This is a genomic window from Sphingomonas sp. 4RDLI-65, assembly GCF_049472435.1.
Classification (GTDB): Bacteria; Pseudomonadota; Alphaproteobacteria; order Sphingomonadales; family Sphingomonadaceae; genus Sphingomonas.
In genome coordinates this window covers 705,353-722,792 of the sequence record NZ_JBCEBT010000002.1, presented here as the reverse complement: position 1 = coordinate 722,792, position 17,440 = coordinate 705,353, and the positions used below count along the sequence as shown (strand labels likewise).

Below are 17,440 nucleotides of genomic sequence, written 5' to 3'. Positions count from 1 at the left end.
SSRCCCCCCGACCCCCTCCCGCTTGCGGGAGGGGGGGAAGTGAGTCTCTGGACTTCCGCCGAGATCGCGGCCGCTACTGGCGGTGTCGCGTCTGGTGATTTCTCCGTCAGCGGCGTCGCGTTCGACTCGCGCGAGGTTGGCCCCGGCGATTTGTTTGTCGCGATGAAGGGGGAGGCCAGTGACGGGCACCTGTTCCTTGACCAGGCCTTCGCACAAGGTGCGGCGGGGGCGATCGTTTTCCAGCCTTGCGACCATCCGCACGTGCTCGTGGCGGACAGTTTTGCCGCATTGAACGCGCTTGGCGCCGCCAGCCGCGCACGCTCGTCCGCTAAGATTATCGGCGTCACCGGTTCCGTCGGCAAGACCAGCGCGAAGGAGGCTCTCTTTGCGTGTCTCGATCGCGGGGCGCCCGGCGAAGTGCATCGCTCCGTCAAGAGCTATAATAACCACACCGGCGTCCCGCTGAGCCTCGCCCGCATGCCGCGCGACGCGAAATTCGGCGTGTTCGAGATGGGGATGAACCATGCCGGCGAACTCGCCGAGCTGACCCAACTCGTCCGCCCGCACATCGCGATGATCACCGCGATCGCGCCGGCGCATACCGCGTTCTTCCCCGACGAAAGCGCGATCGCCGATGCTAAGGGCGAAATCTTCGCCGGGCTCGAACCGGACGGCGCCGCGATCATCCCCTACGACAGCCCGCATCGCGACCGCCTGCTCGGCCACGCCACGCCGCATGCCGCGCACATCGTCACGTTCGGTAGCGAGAAGGGCGCCGATGTCCGCGCGATCGAGGCCATGCGCCTCCCGACCGGCGGGACGTTCGTCACCGCGCGGATGGGGCAGGGGGCGGAGCACGAGCTGAGCTTCACGGTCGCGCAGCCCGGCGCGCATTGGGTATCGAACGCGCTGGGCGTGTTGGCGTGCGTGCAGGCGGCGGGGGGCGATCTCGGTTTGGCTGGGCTCGCGCTGGCCGAGCTTGGTGGGCTGCAAGGTCGCGGTGCGCGGTCGCTCGTCGAGGTTGGCGACGGTCAGGCGCTGGTGATCGACGAGAGCTACAACGCCAACCCCGCCTCGATGCGCGCAACGCTCAGCGTCCTCAGCCACGAACCCGGCCGGCACATCGCAGTGCTCGGCGAGATGCGCGAGCTGGGCGAGGGCTCGGACGACTATCATGCCGGCCTCGCCGAGCCGATCCTCGCCGCGCGCGTCGAAATGGCGCTGCTCGTCGGTGAAGCGATGGCGCCGCTTGCGCAGGTGCTTGAGGGACAAGTCGAAACCGTCCATGTGGGCGACGCTGCGGCCGCGCTCGCGTCGTTACGGACGATCCTGGCGCCGGGCGATGTCGTGCTCGTCAAGGGATCGAACGGAGTGGGCCTCGCCCGCGTCGTGGCTGGTCTTCAAGCTGGCCTCAAAGGCGGGATTAACTGAATGTTGTACTGGCTCGCCGAGCATCTGGGGTTTCCCGGCCTGCTGAACCTCATCCGGTACCAGACGGTGCGGACCGGCGGTGCCGTCGCGACCGCGCTGATCATCGGCCTGATCATCGGGCCGAAGTTCATCGGCTGGTTGCGCGTGCGGCAGGGCAAGGGCCAGCCGATCCGCGCCGACGGTCCGCAGTCGCACCTGTCGAAGCGCGGCACGCCGACAATGGGCGGGCTGATGATCCTGACCTCGATGTGCCTCGCGATCTTCCTGTGGATGGACCTGAGCAACCCCTATGTCTGGGCGTGCGTGTTCGTGACACTCGGCTTCGGGACGATCGGGTTCCTCGACGACTACGACAAGGTGCGAAAGGCGAGCACCGCGGGAATCAGCGGCCGCACGCGGCTGCTGCTCGAATTCGCGATCGCCGGGATCGCCGCGACGATCATCATGTCGCAGAACGGGCCGCATCTGTATCTGCCGTTCACCTCGCGCATGTATCTGGATCTGGGCTGGTTCTTCCCGGTGTTCGCGGCGTTCACGATCGTGTCGTTCGGCAATGCGGTGAACCTGACCGACGGGCTCGACGGGCTGGCGACGATGCCGGTGATCATTGCTAGCGTTGCGTTCATGGTGATCGTGTATCTCGTCGGGAACGTGAAGTTCGCGGATTACCTCGGCATCCCGCATGTGCCGCGTGCGGGTGAGCTGGCAATCTTCTGCGGCGCGATCGTCGGCGCCGGGCTCGCATTCCTGTGGTTCAACGCGCCGCCGGCTGCGGTGTTCATGGGCGATACCGGGAGCCTCGCTCTCGGTGGCGCGCTGGGCACGATCGCGGTCGTCGCGCATCACGAGATCGTGCTGGGGATCATCGGCGGGCTGTTCGTGATCGAGGCGCTGTCGGTGATCATCCAGGTGTTCTTCTACAAGCGCACCGGCAAGCGCGTGTTCCGGATGGCGCCGATCCACCATCATTTCGAACAGCTCGGCTGGGCCGAGGCGACCGTCGTGATCCGCTTCTGGATCATCGCGCTGGTGCTGGCGCTGGTCGGCCTCTCGACGCTGAAGCTGCGGTGATTATCGCGCAGGCCTGGCGCGGGAAACGCTTTGCGGTGCTGGGGTTGGCGCGGTCTGGGGCTGCGACTGTGCGGGCGCTGGTCGCCGGTGGCGCGAGCGTGGTCGCTTGGGATTCGGATGAAGTTCGGCGTGACGCAATCCTCCCCGGCACGGGGAGGGGGACCAGCTCTGCTGGTGGAGGGGGGGCGGTTTCGGGCGTTACGCTTGCGGATGCCCCTCTCCACCCCCAGCCTGCGGCTGGCGGTCCCCCTCCCCGTGCCGGGGAGGATTTGATCGTCGCGCCGTTGGAGGATCTTTCGGGGTTCGACGCGCTCGTCGTGTCGCCGGGAGTGCCTCTGAACACGCATCCGCTCGCCGCCGCCGCGCGCGCGGCTGGCGTGCCCGTCATCGGCGACATCGAATTCTTCGCGCAGGCCCAAGCCGACCTCCCCCCGCACAAGGTCGTCGGCATCACCGGGACCAACGGCAAGTCCACGACCACCGCGCTCGTCCACCACATCCTCAAGACCGCCGGCATGCCGACCCTGATGGGCGGCAATATCGGCCTGCCGATCCTCGAACAGCAACCGCTCCCCGAGGGCGGCGTCTATGTGCTCGAACTGTCGAGTTATCAGATCGACCTGACGCAGACGCTCGATTGCGACGTCGCGGTGTTGCTGAACATCACCCCCGATCATCTCGACCGCTATGACGGCTTCGAAGGCTATGCGGCGTCGAAGGCGCGGCTGTTCGCGATGCAGTCGGCCGAGCATGACGCGGTCATCGGGATCGGCGATGCGCCGTCCGCGCAGATAGCGCGCGGGCTGTTGGTGAAGGGCGAGCATCTTACCAAGATCGCGCCCGGCGTGTGCATGGATCAGAGCAACTGGCCCGCGCTCCAGGGTCCGCACAACGCGCAGAACGCGCTCGCCGCGATCGCCGTCGTGAAGGCGCTGGGCGTGAGCGAGGTCGATATCGATCGTGGCCTCGCCAGCTTTACCGGCCTGCCGCACCGTATGCAGCAGATCGCGTCCTATAGCGGCGTCGCCTATGTCGACGACAGCAAGGCGACCAATCCCGAGAGCACCGCGCCAGCCCTCGCCGCGTTCGACCGCGTCCACTGGATCGTCGGCGGGCGCGCGAAGGGCGACGACCTCGACGCGTGCAAGCCCGCCTTCGGTCACGTCGTCCGTGCCTACACGATCGGCGAGGCTGGCCCGAAGTTTGCCGAGATCCTGAAAGATTCCACGCCCGTCGAGAATGTCGGCACGCTCGACGCCGCCGTCCGCGCCGCCGCTGCCAACGCCAAGCCCGGCGACACTGTCTTGTTATCCCCCGCCTGTGCTAGCTTCGACCAGTTTCGCGATTACGAAGCGCGCGGGGCGGCGTTCCGCGCTGCGGTGGAGTCGCTGGCATGACCGATATGCGCGCTGGGACCATGGATATGGGTGTGTCCGGACAGAAGAACGGGATCGTCGCGAAGATGAAGCGGCGCGGCGGGCGGGGCGATCAGTCGCCGCTCGGCACGTGGTTCTGGGATATCGACCGGATGCTGCTGCTGCTGACGCTGTTCCTGATCGCGATCGGGCTGATCGCGGTGGCGGCGGCGTCGCCGGCGAGCGCGGTCCGCTATTCGGGCGAGCATCACAAGATCGCGCCACTCTATTATTTCTGGCGGCAGTTGATGTGGGTCGGCGTGTCGCTCCCCGTGCTGTTCGGCGTGTCGATGATGCCGGTGTCGATGGCGCGGCGGATGGCGATCGGCGGGTGTGCGCTGTTCGTGCTGATGCTGATGGTGACGCCGTTCATCGGGGTCGAGGCGAATGGCGCACGCCGCTGGCTCGGCTTCGGGTTCGCACAGTTCCAGCCCTCGGAGTTCCTCAAACCCCTGTTCATCGTCACGGTCGCGTGGCTGTTGTCGCTGCGCGCGAAGGATGCCGAGCTGCCGACCGTGCTGATCACCGGCGCGATGACCGCTGGCGTCGCGGTGCTGCTGATGCTGCAACCCGATTTCGGGCAGACGATCATCTTCTGTACGGTGTGGATGACGCTGCTGATGATCGCGGGGACGCCGGCCAAGGTGATGTTCGGGCTGATGGCGATGGCGCCGGCGGGGCTGGTCGCGGCCTATATCTTCTACGGCGTGGCGCGGTCGCGGATCGATGCGTTCCTGTTTCCGGGGGTCGAGGGCGAGGGCGCGGGCGATCATTTCCAGACCAATGCCGCGCATAATACGCTGACCGCGGGTGGCTGGACCGGGACGGGGCCGGGCGCCGGTGCGGCGAAGTTCGGGCTGCCCGAGGCACATACCGACTATATCTTCTCGGTGATCGGCGAGGAATTCGGGCTGATCGCCTGTTCGGTGATCGCGGTGATCTTCCTCGCGATCGTGGTGCGCGTGTTCGTCAAGCTGCTGGACGAGCAGGACGAATTCAAATTGCTCGCCTCCGCCGGGCTCGCGACGCAGTTCGGCGCGCAGGCGCTGGTGAGTATGGCGGTCAACACCGGCCTCGCGCCATCGAAGGGTATGACGCTGCCGTTCATCAGCTATGGCGGCTCGTCGATGATCGCGTTGTCGGTCGGCATGGGGTTGCTGCTGGCGTTTACCCGGCGCAATCCGTTTCTCACGCGGAGCCCCTATGTCGTCCGCTGGAGTGGTGAATGAACGTTGATCGGTCTCGGCATTACGTCCTGGCCGCCGGTGGCACCGGCGGACACATGGTCCCGGCAGCGGCGCTTGCCGCCGAGCTGACCAAGCGCGGCCACCGCGTCGCGCTGGTCAGCGATGCGCGCGGCGTGCGGTTTCCTGGGCTGTTCGAGGAAATTCAGACGCATATCCTGCCGGCTGGGCGCTTCAGTGGCGGGCCGCTCGGCTGGGCGAAGGCGACGCGTGAGATGTGGCGTGGGCGGGCGATGGCGCGCGAGCTCTACCGGACGTTCAAGCCGGCTGCGGTGATCGGCTTTGGCGGATACCCCGCACTGCCGGCGCTGCTGGCGGCGTTCGCGGACAAGATCCCGACTGCGGTGCATGAGCAGAACGCGGTGCTGGGCCGTGTGAACCGTTTCGTCGCGGGGCGCGTGGACGCGATCGCGACGTCGTCCGAGCCGACCGAGCGGTTGGCGCCGAAGCTGCTGGGGAAGACGCATCTGGTCGGCAATCCGGTGCGCGAGGCGGTGCTGGCATTGCGCGCGCGCCCGTATCCGTTGCTGGAGGAAGACGGCATCTTTCGCGTGCTCGTGACCGGCGGAAGCCAGGGGGCGAGCATCCTGTCGCAGGTCGTGCCCGACGGTCTGGCGATGCTGCCGGTAACGTTCCGGCGGCGGTTGCAGGTGACTCACCAGGCGCGGATCGAGGATATCGACGCGGTGCGCGCCAAGTACGCCGAGCACCATATTCCGGCCGAACTCGCGACGTATCTGCCCGATATGCCCGAGCAACTGGCGTGGGCGCATCTGGTGATTGCGCGCGCGGGGGCGTCGACGATTTCGGAGCTGACCGCGGCAGGTCGGCCGGCAATTTTGGTGCCCTTGCCGAGTGCGACCGACGACCACCAGACGGTGAACGCGCGCGAGATCACGAAGGCGGGCGGCGCGCGGACGATCGCGCAGGGAGACTTTACCGCAGTGGAACTGGCCAAGCAGATGCAGAAACTCGGGCTCGATCCGGCGGCGTTGCAGAATGCGGCGGGGCGCGCGCGGAGTTGCGGGCGGCCGAATGCGGCGAGCGATCTGGCGGATCTGGTCGAGAGCCTTGATGCGCCGGTGTCGCGGGTTCCGGTCGGTGCGCCCTCCAAGCCCAAGGCGCAGTTCGCATGAAGGGCGTCGCGACGGATATCGGCACGATCCACTTCGTCGGCATCGGCGGGATCGGCATGTCGGGCATCGCCGAGGTTATGAAGAACCTCGGCTACCGCGTGCAGGGATCGGACGTGGCCGAGGGCTATGTCGTGCAGGGCTTGCGCGACAAAGGCATTCCGGTGGCGATCGGTCACGCCGCGTCGAACATCGGCGACGCCGCTGTGGTGGTCGTGTCGACAGCGATCGTGCGCTCAAACCCGGAGGTCGAGGCGGCGTTGAACGCGCGCGTGCCGGTGGTGCGGCGCGCGGAAATGCTCGCCGAACTGATGCGGTTGAAGTCGACCGTCGCGGTCGCCGGCACGCACGGGAAGACCACGACGACGTCGATGGTCGCGGCGCTGCTCGATGCGGGTGGCGTCGATCCGACGGTCATCAACGGCGGGATCATCAACTCCTACGGCTCGAACGCGCGGCTGGGCGCGAGCGACTGGATGGTGGTCGAGGCGGACGAGAGCGACGGCAGCTTCCTGCGGCTCGACGGCACGATCGCGGTCGTCACCAATATTGATCCCGAGCATCTCGATCATTACGGCTCGTTCGACGCGGTGAAGGATGCGTTCGTCGAGTTCGTCGAGAACGTGCCGTTCTATGGCGCGGCGTTGCTGTGCCTCGATCACCCGGAGGTGCAGGGGATCCTGCCGCGGGTGCGTGATCGGCGCGTGGTGACGTATGGTTTCTCGGCGCAGGCTGACGTGCGCGGGGTGGAAGTGACGCCGATCCCGGGCGGCAATCGCTTTGATTGCGTGGTGCGCGAGCGTGACGGTGCGACGCGGACGATCGCGGGGATCGAGATGCCGATGCCGGGGCGGCATAACGTGCAGAACGCCCTGGCGGCGATCGGCGTGGCGCTGGAGCTTGGCATTGCCGATGCGACGATCCAGCAGGGATTCGCCAAGTTTGGCGGGGTGAAGCGGCGGTTCACCAAGGTGGGTGAAGTGGCTGGTGTCACGATCATCGACGATTACGGGCATCATCCGGTCGAGATCCGGGCGGTGCTGGCGGCGGCGCGCGAGGGCGTGAAGGGTCGCGTGATCGCGGTCGTGCAACCGCATCGTTATTCGCGGTTGGGCAATCTGATGGAGGATTTCCAGACCGCGTTTAACGACGCGGACCGGGTGTTGGTGACGCCGGTCTATGCTGCCGGCGAGGCGCCTGTGGAGGGCGTCGATGCCGCGGCTTTGGTCGAGGGACTGAAGCGGCGCGGGCACCGGTTTGCTGGTGTGGTCGCGGATGCGGATGCGTTGGCGGTGGAACTGGCGGCGACGATCGAGCCTGACGACATGGTCGTGTGCCTCGGTGCGGGCGACATCACGAAGTGGGCGGCCGGCCTCGCCGACGCGATTGCCGCTGAGCGCGCAAAGGTGCTGGCGTGAGCGGCGCGTCGCAAATCCTCCCCGGAACGGGGAGGGGGACCATGCAAGGCATGGTGGAAGGGGCTGTCCGCGAGCGTAACGCTTCTGGCGGCCCCCCCTCCACCACCTTCGGTGGTCCCCCTCCCCGTGCCGGGGAGGATTTGCGTGGGTCTCTGACGGCCAATGGCAGTCTGGCGGACTTTATCTGGTTTCGTACCGGCGGGCCGGCGGAGTGGCTGGTGCGGCCTGCCGATGTCGATGATCTCTCGGACTTGCTCAAGACACTTGATCCTTCCACCCCCGTGCTGCCGGTCGGCGTCGGCTCGAACCTGATCGTGCGCGACGGTGGTGTGCCGGGAGTCGTGGTGCGGCTTCCCAAGGCTATGGCGAAGGTTTCGGTCGAGGACGGTCGCGTGCGCGCAGGCGCGGGGGCGATGGGGATTACCGTTGCCAGCGCCGCGCGGGATGCTGGGATTGCCGGGCTTGAGTTTCTTCGCGGGATTCCGGGGACTGTGGGCGGCGCTGTGCGGATGAACGCGGGTGCTTATGGCCGGGATGTCAGCGACATTCTGGTCGAGGCTACCGTCGTTACGCGCGAGGGTTTGGTCGAAGTCTGGCCCGCGGAAAAGCTCGGTTTCACCTACCGGCATTCGGATTTGCCGGCGGGTGCCGTGGTCGTTGAAGCCGTGTTCTCCGGCACCCCCGGCGAGCCGGCCTTGATCGGTGCGGAGATGGACCGGATTGCCGCCGAGCGCGAGGCGTCTCAGCCGCTCCGTTCGCGCACGGGTGGGTCGACGTTCAAGAACCCCGAGGGGCATAAGGCGTGGGCGTTGATCGACGCGGCGGGGTGTCGGGGGCTGACTCGCGGCGATGCGCAGGTCAGTGAGAAGCATTGCAATTTCCTGCTGAACCTCGGGTCCGCGTCGAGCGCGGAGATCGAGGCGCTGGGTGAAGAGGTACGCGACAGAGTGAAGGCGCATTCGGGTGTGACGTTGGAATGGGAAATCCAGCGGGTTGGTGAGTACCTCCCCTCCCGCTTGCGGGAGGGGTCGGGGGAGGGCGGTCTGGATACCGGCATCTCCCATCAACCCCTCCCCCGACCCCTCCCGCAGGCGGGAGGGGAGCAGTGAGTGCGCCTCTTCACATCGCGGTGCTGATGGGCGGCTGGTCGGCGGAGCGTGAGGTTTCGCTGATGTCGGGCAATGGCTGTGCCGACGCGCTGGAGTCGCTCGGCTACCGGGTTACGCGGATCGATATGGGGCGGGATGTCGCTGCCAAGCTGGCCGAGGCGCAGCCTGACCTCGTGTTCAACGCCCTCCACGGCACCCCCGGCGAGGACGGCTCGGTGCAGGGGCTGCTCGACCTGATGGGCCTGCGCTACACGCACTCCGGGCTCGCGACGTCGGTCATTGCGATCGACAAGGTGCTGACCAAGCTGTTGCTCGTCCCCGCCGGTATCCCCATGCCAGGCGGGCGGATCGTCAAGTCGGCGGACCTGTTCGAGAGCGATCCGATGGCGCGGCCGTATGTCCTGAAGCCGGTCAACGAAGGCTCCTCGGTCGGTGTGGCGATCGTTACCGACAGCGGCAATTACGGCAACCCGATCGCACGCGACAGCGTCGGGCCTTGGGCTGAGTTCGATGAACTGCTCGCCGAGCCGTACATCCGTGGGCGTGAACTGACGACGGCCGTGCTCGGCGGCAAGGCGCTCGGCGTGACCGAGTTGAAGCCCAAGAGCGGCTGGTATGATTACGACGCGAAATACACCGACGGCATGACGGTGCACGTCTGCCCGGCGGAAATCCCCGACGAGATCACCGATGCCTGCAAGAGCCTCGCGCTCGAAGCGCACCGGTTGCTCGGCTGCAAGGGCGCGTCGCGGTCGGATTTCCGCTGGGATGACGAGCGCGGCGTCGACGGGCTTTTCCTGCTCGAGGTGAACACGCAGCCGGGGATGACTCCGCTGAGCCTCGTTCCCGAACAGGCGCGGCACATCGGCATGAGCTATGCCGAGCTGGTCCAGGCGATCGTCGATGAGGCGCTGGCGGATCATCCGCTTGCGCAAAGCGGGGCGCCATGAGCCGCACGATCAAGCGCGGTCCGCCGCCCAAGCGGCCCGCCCCGCGCCGGAAGGTCGCGGTCAAGAAGGTGTCGGCGATGGACCGGCTGGTCGGGATGCTCCCGGTCAGCGAGGACACGCTCCGGAAAATCGCTACCTGGTCGATCCTTGGCGCGGGCGGGGCTGTGGCGATCGCTGCGGCGACGTGGGTCGGCATCCCGGGCATGATCGGCGCAGCGGTGGCCGAAGGGGCCGGGCGTGCGGGCTTCAAGGTCGAGCAGATCGAGGTGACCGGCCTCAAGCGGATGGACCGGATGTCGGTCTATGCGGTCGCGCTGGAGGACAAGCAGAACCAGACGTCGATGCTGTCGGTCGATCTTGAAGCGGTGCGCCAGAAATTGCTGCGCTATGGCTGGATCGCGGACGCGCATGTCTCGCGGCGGCTGCCGAACACGATGCTGGTCGATATCGTCGAGCGCACGCCGGCGGCGGTGTGGCAGGATAATGGCCAGCTCACGCTGATCGATTCGTCCGGCGTGCTGCTGGAGCCGGTCCAGCCCGATGCGATCCCGAATTTGCCGCTGGTGATCGGGCCGGGCGCGGATCGGCAGGAGGCGTCGTACCAGACACTGCTGGCCGCTGCGCCCGCGCTGAAGCCACGCGTGAAGGCCGCGACCTGGGTCGGCAATCGACGCTGGGACCTGACGTTCGAGAGCGGCGAGACGTTGGCGCTGCCCGAAGACGGTGCGCCCCGGGCTCTCGTAAAGTTCGCCGAACTGGATGGGGCAAGGCCGCTGCTGGGGCGCGGCTGGATCCGGTTCGACATGCGTGATCCGACCAAGCTGGTCGCGCGCAAGCCGGGCGCGAGCCTGGCGCACAGCGTCGACGTGCCGGCCCCTGCCAGCGTGGGGACTAGCGCGCCGGCGGCAGGCGAGACTACGAATACTCCGTCGCAAACGGCGGGCGCGAACGTAACGGGCGGGGAGGGATGACATGGCAAAGGTGGCACCGGAAGGGCTGATTACGGCGCTCGATATCGGGTCGTCGAAGGTTTCGGCGATGATCGCGCAGAAGGGGGACGGCGGCGAGCTGATCGTGCTCGGCACCGGCCAGCGCGAGAGCCGCGGCGTCAAGCGCGGCTATATCGCCGACATGGCGACGACCGAAGCGGCGGTCCGCGAGGCGGTCGAGCAGGCCGAGCGGATCGCTGGCATCAACATCGAGAATGTCTGGGTCGGGTTCTCGGCCGGCGGGCTCGTGTCCGATGTCGCCGAGGTCGAGTTCGAACTGGGCGGCCACCGCGTCGAGCAGCAGGATATCGACGCGCTGCTCGCCGCGGGGCGCAACTCGATCGATCCGCAGGGTCGCATGGTGCTGCACGCGCAGCCCGCGCTCTATACGCTCGACGGGCTGACGGGGGTGAAGACGCCGCTCGGGTTGCATGCCGATCGGCTCGGGGTGCACATCCATGTCGTCGCGGCGGACGGTTCGCCAGTGCGCAATCTCGATCTCTGCGTGCGCTCGGCGCATCTCGAGGTGAAGTCGATCATCGCCTCGCCGGTCGCGACCGGGCTCGCCTGCCTTAGCGAGGAGGAGCGCGAGCTCGGCGTCGCACTGGTCGAGATGGGCGCGGGGATCACCAACGTGTCGCTGTTCGCGGGCGGGATGCTGGTGGGGCTGACGTCGATCCCGATGGGCGCGGCGGACATTACGGATGATATCGCCAGCGCTTTCGGCACGCGGCGGCAGAATGCCGAGCGGATGAAGTGCTTCCACGGGTCGGCCAACGCGAGCCCCCGCGACAATCACGACATGATCCCGGTCATGCCGATCTCCGCCGAGGACGGCGCGGGCGAGGGCGCGCAGATCACCAAGGCGCAGCTGATCGGCGTGATCCGCCAGCGGCTCGAGCATCAGATGGGTGAAGTGCGCAATGCGCTCACCAAGCTGAAGTTCGAGGGGCCGGTCGGGCGTCAGGTGGTGCTGACCGGCGGTGGTGCCGAGCTGAAGGGCATCGCCGATTATGCGCAACAGGCGCTCGGGCGGTCGGTGCGGATCGGTCGACCGCGCGGGCTGACCGCATTGCCCGAAGCGCATGGCGGACCGGCGTTCGCGACGCTAGCGGGGTTGGCCTTCTACGCGGCGACCAACCCGATCGACCTTCGCGGGCTCGCGCCGCAGCGGACGACGGTGCATCGGCCAAAGGGTATGGGCATGGTTCGCAAGTTGATTCAGGCGGCGCGCGCGAATTATTAAGAGTTTCGAAGCGTCTGGCGTTATTTCGGCTGGAACAGGCCGTGACGTTGGTGCACACAGATTAATCAGGGGCCCGGCCGTAGCGTATCTACCGGGTTGTGCGGAGAACGGCGATGAGCATCGAATTCCTTAGTCCCGAAGTGGACGATCTGGCCCCCCGCATCGCGGTGATCGGCGTCGGCGGCGCGGGCGGCAACGCGATCGCCAACATGATGCGGGCCGACGTCCAGGGCGTCGACTTCCTCGTGGCGAACACCGACGCGCAGGCGTTGAAGCAGTCGACCGCACCGCAGCGGATCCAGCTCGGCACCAAGATCACGCAGGGTCTCGGCGCCGGTAGCCGTCCCGAGATCGGCCGCGCGGCCGCCGAAGAGACGATCGACCAGCTCGCCAAGATGCTCGAAGGCGCACACATGTGCTTCATCACCGCCGGCATGGGCGGCGGCACGGGTACGGGCGCGGCACCGGTCATCGCCAAGGCAGCGCGCGACATGGGCATCCTCACCGTCGGCGTCGTGACCAAGCCGTTCGCGTTCGAGGGTAACCGTCGCGCCAAGTCGGCCGAGGGCGGCATCGACGAGCTGCAGAAGTATGTCGACACGCTGATCGTCATTCCGAACCAGAATCTGTTCCTGATCGCCAACGCTAACACGACCTTCAAGGAAGCGTTCACGATGGCGGACGAGGTGCTCCAGCAAGGCGTCCGCAGCATCACCGACCTGATGGTGATGCCGGGCCTCATCAACCTCGATTTCGCCGACGTCCGCTCGGTGATGCAGGAGATGGGCAAGGCGATGATGGGAACCGGCGAGGCGAGCGGCGACAACCGCGCGCTCGAGGCTGCACAGAAGGCGATCTCGAACCCGCTGCTCGAAGGCGTCAGCATGCGCGGCGCGAAGGGCGTCATCATCTCGATCACCGGCGGCGACGACATGCGCCTGCTCGAGGTCGACGAAGCCGCGAATCACATCCGTGACCTGGTCGATCCCGATGCGAACATCATCTGGGGCTCGGCGTTCAACCAGGAGCTCGAAGGCAAGATCCGCGTCTCGGTCGTCGCGACCGGGATCGACGCCGATGCGCGTCCGCCCGAGGTTGCACCCGAGCCGACGCGTTCGTTCAGCTTCGGATCGCGCAAGACCGACGAGAACACCTCGTTCCGTCCGAGCGAGCCTGCCGCCTCGTCGGCTGCACCCGCTGCTTCGTCGGTTGAGGAGGAGCCGCTCGACCTGAACGCGTCGTCGGAAGTCGAGCCGTCGAAGTCCGATGACGAACTCGTGCTCGGTGCCGAGACGATCGTGCCGCAGGCCGCGCCTGCTCCGGTTGCACCGGCACCGCAGCCGGCCCCTGCACCGCGCGCCTATGGCGATGAGCCCTATGGTCGCGGCCCGATCGCGCGTCCGGCTTCGGCATCGGTCGTGCCGCCGGCGCGTGCACCGATCGCACCCGCCGTTCCGGTGCCGACCCCGGCTGCGGACGAGGGTGGCGCCCGTCGCCGCTGGCTCGCTCCAGGTGCCGAGGCTGCGCCTGAGGTCGCCGCCGCCGCACCGCGCGTGAAGCTGGGCGGGACGCTGTTCGAGCGTATGTCCAACGCGGCCCGCGGCGCAGCGAAGGAGGACGGCGAAGCTGCCCCGCAGGACCCGCTCGACATCCCGCGCTTCCTGCATCGGCAGAACAACCAGTAAGCCGGAAATCGTCCCGACTTATCAATATCTTGCCTGAATATCGTCCTCACCCTTTTCACGGCCGGATGGCCGGGCGCCGCATGCTTCTCCCCGCGGGAGAGGCCAATGCGGCGATGGGTGAGGGCGAGGCAGACAGTGTAAACGTCGACATGCACCCCAAAACCCTGCACTCGTCGCCGCCGCGGCCCAGTTCGCCGCTTGCGTGCGTCGCGGGCGTTGCCGGTTCGGTCGGGCTGGCGTCTAGACAGATGCATCTCATGACTCGATCGTCCCACCATCTCCTGACCGCCGCGCTGGCGCTCGTCCTGGCCGCCGTGCCGTGCGCGGCCGTCGCGCAGGAAGTCGTGCAGGCGATCCCGGGCACGACCGACGCGGACAAGCTCGGCGACCTGATGCGCCGGGTCGCGAGCAATCCGCGCGACGTCGATGCGCTGATCCGCGCCGGCGACCTGTCGATGGGGCTGGGCGATCTCAGCGGTGCCGCGGCGTTGTTCGCGCGCGCCGAGAAGGTGAACCCGCGCGACGGCCGGATCAAGGCTGGCATGGCGTCGATCCTGGTGCGCTCCGAGCGGCCGGGCGAGGCGTTGCGTTATTACGGGCAGGCCGAGAGCCTCGGTCTCGATCCGCGCAACTTCGCCGCCGACCGCGGGCTGGCCTATGATTTGATCGGCCAGCAGGATCGTGCGCAACGCGATTACCGCGTGGCCCTGCGGACCGGACCCGATGACGAGACGCTGCGGCGCTATGCGCTGTCGCTCGGCATATCCGGCAAGCAGGAGCTAGCGATCCAGCAGCTCAACCCGTTGCTGCTGAAGAGTGATCGGGGCGCCTGGCGGGCACGGGCGTTCATCCTGGCGATGAACGGCGACGTATCGGGCGCGGAGAAGATCGCAACGACGATGATGCCGCGCGGCACTGCACAGGGCCTGCAGCCGTTTTTCCAGCGCCTCCCCAGCCTGCCCGCGAGCGACCGGGCGTTCGCGGTGCATTTCGGCGAAGTCCACGCGACGCCGGCGCGTCTGGCAGATGCACGGATGGCGCCGCCGCTCGGTCTGCTCGGTGCGGACCCGACCGCACCGGTGATGCTCGCCGCCGTACCGCAACAGCCGTCGGTCGCGGCCAGCGCCGTCAAGAAGGGCAGGCGCGATCGCCGGTCGAAGCCCGATCGGGTCGAGATGGCCGCCGCGGCGCGATCGTCGCCGGTGCCCGCGGCGACATCGACGACCGCACGCACCTCGACGCCGGTTCCCGCGACGGCGCCCTATGCTGCCCCGGTTCAACTCGCGGCGGCGCCGATGCAGATGGTCCAGGCGCTTCCGCCCCGCACCGTGCAAGCCGTTCCAGTCCCGCAGCCGAGCTATCGTGCACCCGACGCCGTCGTCCAGACCGCATCGCGCACGACGTCCGCGGCGGAAACCAACACTGTCGTCGCCGCTACCGTGCAGCCGGGCGTTTCGCCTGCCACCCCTCCCGTGTCGGTGGCTCGTGTCACGCCGGCGCCCGCGACGACCGGTGCGCTACCGGCCACCATCGCGTCGCAGATGGCGGCGATACCGGCGGGTCAGGCGCGGATCGACCCGACGCGCGCCGCCAACGCGCTCGCCGCCTCGGCCGCCGCAACGCCGACGGTCACCGCTTCGGTCGCGCCGTTGCAGCAGGCCTCTGTCCAGCCGCAACCGGCCCTCCAGGCGGCACCAGCCCAAGCCGTGCAGCAGGCAAGTGCCGTGCCGCTACCGACCCCCGGCTTCTCCGCCGGTGCGGCGGCGCCCTCGACGGCGCCCCCGACAACGCTGGCGTCGACCTCCTCGCCGACGCCGGTCGAGGTCGCCGCGGCAATGCCGCCGCGCGCGGTTGCGGCGAGCGAGGATTCGATCCTCGCGCGGATCGTTGCGGGGCTGTCGATCCCGGCCTCCGAGCTCGATGTCGCACCGATGCATCCTGCGCCCGTCGTGACGCAGGCCGCGGTGCCGGTCTCCGGCGATGCCGAGCGCGTGCTGGCGGAGGCGAAGGCCAAAACCGAGCGCGACGCCGCGGCGAAGAAGATCGCCACCGAGAAACTTGCCGCCGACAAGCTCGCTGCCGACAAGCTCGTCGCTGACAAGAAGGCGGCCGTGGACAAGAAGGCGGCGGCGCGCAAAGCCATCGCCGACAAGAAGGCGCTCGCCGAGAAGAAGGCCGCCGCGGCCGAGAAGCTTGCGGCCGACAAGGCTGCGGCCGAGGAAAAGCGGATCGCGCGCGCCAATCCCGCGCGGACCTGGGTGCAGGTGTCGACCGGCGCGACCGAGGGCGATCTGCCCAAGGCGTGGAAGAAGGCCAAGGCCAAGGCACCGACGGTGTTCGGCACCCGCGCCGGCTGGACCGCGCCGTGGAAGGCGACCAATCGCGTGCTCGCCGGGCCGTTCAAGACCGACGCGGAGGCGCGCAGCTTCGTCAATCAGCTCGCCAAGGAAGGCGTCTCGACGTTCACCTTCACCAGCGATCCCGGCGAAATCATCACGAAGTTGCCGCCCAAGTGAGTGATCGCGCGCCCTGGTCTTCGGACCCGGCGCGCAGCAAAGGTCGTCTCCAGAAGGAACAGAACGGGTCCGTCCGCGGGCCCCGAGACGCCTTCCAGCGCGACCGCGACCGGATCATCCACTCGATCAGCTTCCGTCGGCTTCGTCACAAGACGCAAGTGTTCATGGCGCCCGATGGCGATCATTTCCGTGTCCGGCTGACGCACAGCCTGGAGGTCGCGCAGATCGGCCGGACGATCGCACGGACGCTCGCGCTGAACGAGGATCTGACCGAGGCGCTGTGCCTTGCGCACGACATCGGCCACCCGCCGTTCGGCCATGCCGGCGAGGATGCGCTGAAGGCGGCGCTCACGGGGCAAGGCGGGTTCGATCACAACGGTCATACGCTGCGCACGCTGATGACGATCGAGCGGCCCTATCCGTTATGGAACGGGCTGAACCTGACCTGGGAAACGCTCGAAGGGCTTGCCAAGCATAACGGGCCGGTGCGGCACCCGGGCTGGGCGCTGGCGGCGGCGGATGCGGAGTTTCCGCTCGCGCTGACCAGTTTTTCGTCGCTGGAGGCTCAGGTCGCGGCGATCGCCGACGATATCGCGTACGACAATCACGACATCGACGACGGCCTGCGCGCCGGGTTGCTGACGCTCGACCAGATGCTTGCGGTGCCCTTGGTCGCACGAGGCTGGGACGATGTGCGGCGGCGGTTCCCTGATGTCCCGCCGACACGGCTGGTCGGCGAACTGGTCCGCACGCAGATCGGCACGATGGTCAACGACCTGATCGCGGAGACGCAGCAGCGGATCGTCGCGAGCGGCGTCAACAGCGTCGAGGACGTGCGCGCCGCCGGGCAGTGCCTGGTCGGTTTTTCGCCTGAAATGCGGGAGGCTGAGCGCGACCTGAAGCGCTTCATGTACGCCAATCTCTACCACCACCCGCGCCAGCTCGCGGCGGCGGATGCGGCGCACGGGATCGTGTCCGGGCTGTTCGCGGTCTATCGCGACGATCCGGCGACTATGCCCGACGAATGGCGGGAGCGCCTTCCGGCGGACGATCCGGACCGCAGTCGTCACATCGCCGACTTCATCGCCGGCATGACCGACCGCTACGCCGTCTCGCGCTACCGCGAACTGGTCGGCCCGATCGACCTGCCCGACGGATTCTGAGGCGGGGCGAGTTTCGGTCCATTCATCCTCCCCCGCCAGGGGGAGGTGGCGCCGAAGGTGACGGAGGGGG

Annotated in this window: 13 protein-coding genes; all 13 read left to right on the top strand. The window is 67.8% G+C overall.

Going from position 1 to position 17,440, the window contains the following annotated elements; genetic code table 11:
• The first annotated feature begins 39 nt into the window (after nt 1-39).
• The 13 genes from VH567_RS08420 to VH567_RS08360 all read left to right on the top strand — a co-directional run bounded on the left by VH567_RS08420 (nt 40) and on the right by VH567_RS08360 (nt 17,370).
• Nucleotides 40-1,431 (top strand): UDP-N-acetylmuramoyl-tripeptide--D-alanyl-D-alanine ligase, encoded by a 1,392-nt coding sequence (locus VH567_RS08420; RefSeq protein WP_423324973.1) that lies wholly within the window; start codon nt 40-42, stop codon nt 1,429-1,431.
• Nucleotides 1,432-2,502, top strand: coding sequence for a phospho-N-acetylmuramoyl-pentapeptide-transferase (gene mraY / locus VH567_RS08415; RefSeq protein WP_056486650.1), 1,071 nt, complete (start codon nt 1,432-1,434; stop codon nt 2,500-2,502).
• On the top strand, nt 2,499-3,899 hold the full coding sequence (gene murD, locus VH567_RS08410; RefSeq protein WP_423324971.1) for a UDP-N-acetylmuramoyl-L-alanine--D-glutamate ligase: 1,401 nt from the start codon (nt 2,499-2,501) through the stop codon (nt 3,897-3,899). Before mraY ends, murD begins: the two co-directional genes overlap by 4 nt.
• A 65-nt stretch (nt 3,900-3,964) precedes the next feature.
• Complete coding sequence (locus tag VH567_RS08405; RefSeq protein ID WP_423325032.1) at nt 3,965-5,146, top strand: FtsW/RodA/SpoVE family cell cycle protein; 1,182 nt, start codon at nt 3,965-3,967, stop codon at nt 5,144-5,146.
• Entirely contained in the window at nt 5,143-6,297 is a 1,155-nt protein-coding gene (murG, locus tag VH567_RS08400; RefSeq protein ID WP_423324970.1) for an undecaprenyldiphospho-muramoylpentapeptide beta-N-acetylglucosaminyltransferase, read from the top strand. Before VH567_RS08405 ends, murG begins: the two co-directional genes overlap by 4 nt.
• Nucleotides 6,294-7,712: a UDP-N-acetylmuramate--L-alanine ligase gene (gene murC, locus VH567_RS08395; protein ID WP_423324969.1), complete on the top strand. Its 1,419-nt coding sequence runs from the start codon at nt 6,294-6,296 to the stop codon at nt 7,710-7,712. The genes murG and murC overlap by 4 nt, the downstream gene beginning before the upstream one ends.
• A complete protein-coding gene (murB, locus tag VH567_RS08390) occupies nt 7,709-8,821 on the top strand; it encodes a UDP-N-acetylmuramate dehydrogenase (RefSeq protein WP_423324967.1) in 1,113 nt (370 codons plus the stop codon). The genes murC and murB overlap by 4 nt, the downstream gene beginning before the upstream one ends.
• Nucleotides 8,818-9,771, top strand: a complete 954-nt coding sequence (locus VH567_RS08385) for a D-alanine--D-alanine ligase (RefSeq protein WP_423324965.1) — start codon at nt 8,818-8,820, stop codon at nt 9,769-9,771. Before murB ends, VH567_RS08385 begins: the two co-directional genes overlap by 4 nt.
• Complete coding sequence (locus VH567_RS08380; RefSeq protein WP_423324963.1) at nt 9,768-10,742, top strand: cell division protein FtsQ/DivIB; 975 nt, start codon at nt 9,768-9,770, stop codon at nt 10,740-10,742. The genes VH567_RS08385 and VH567_RS08380 overlap by 4 nt, the downstream gene beginning before the upstream one ends.
• A 1-nt stretch (nt 10,743) precedes the next feature.
• Entirely contained in the window at nt 10,744-12,006 is a 1,263-nt protein-coding gene (ftsA, locus tag VH567_RS08375; RefSeq protein ID WP_132897832.1) for a cell division protein FtsA, read from the top strand.
• A gap of 113 nt (nt 12,007-12,119) precedes the next feature.
• Complete coding sequence (gene ftsZ / locus VH567_RS08370; RefSeq protein WP_423324961.1) at nt 12,120-13,691, top strand: cell division protein FtsZ; 1,572 nt, start codon at nt 12,120-12,122, stop codon at nt 13,689-13,691.
• A 257-nt stretch (nt 13,692-13,948) separates the two neighbouring features.
• On the top strand, nt 13,949-16,207 hold the full coding sequence (locus tag VH567_RS08365) for an SPOR domain-containing protein (RefSeq protein ID WP_423324959.1): 2,259 nt from the start codon (nt 13,949-13,951) through the stop codon (nt 16,205-16,207).
• Nucleotides 16,204-17,370 carry a deoxyguanosinetriphosphate triphosphohydrolase gene (locus VH567_RS08360; protein ID WP_423324957.1) on the top strand — a complete coding sequence of 389 codons (1,167 nt, stop codon included), beginning with the start codon at nt 16,204-16,206 and terminating at the stop codon, nt 17,368-17,370. Before VH567_RS08365 ends, VH567_RS08360 begins: the two co-directional genes overlap by 4 nt.
• Nucleotides 17,371-17,440 lie beyond the last annotated feature (70 nt).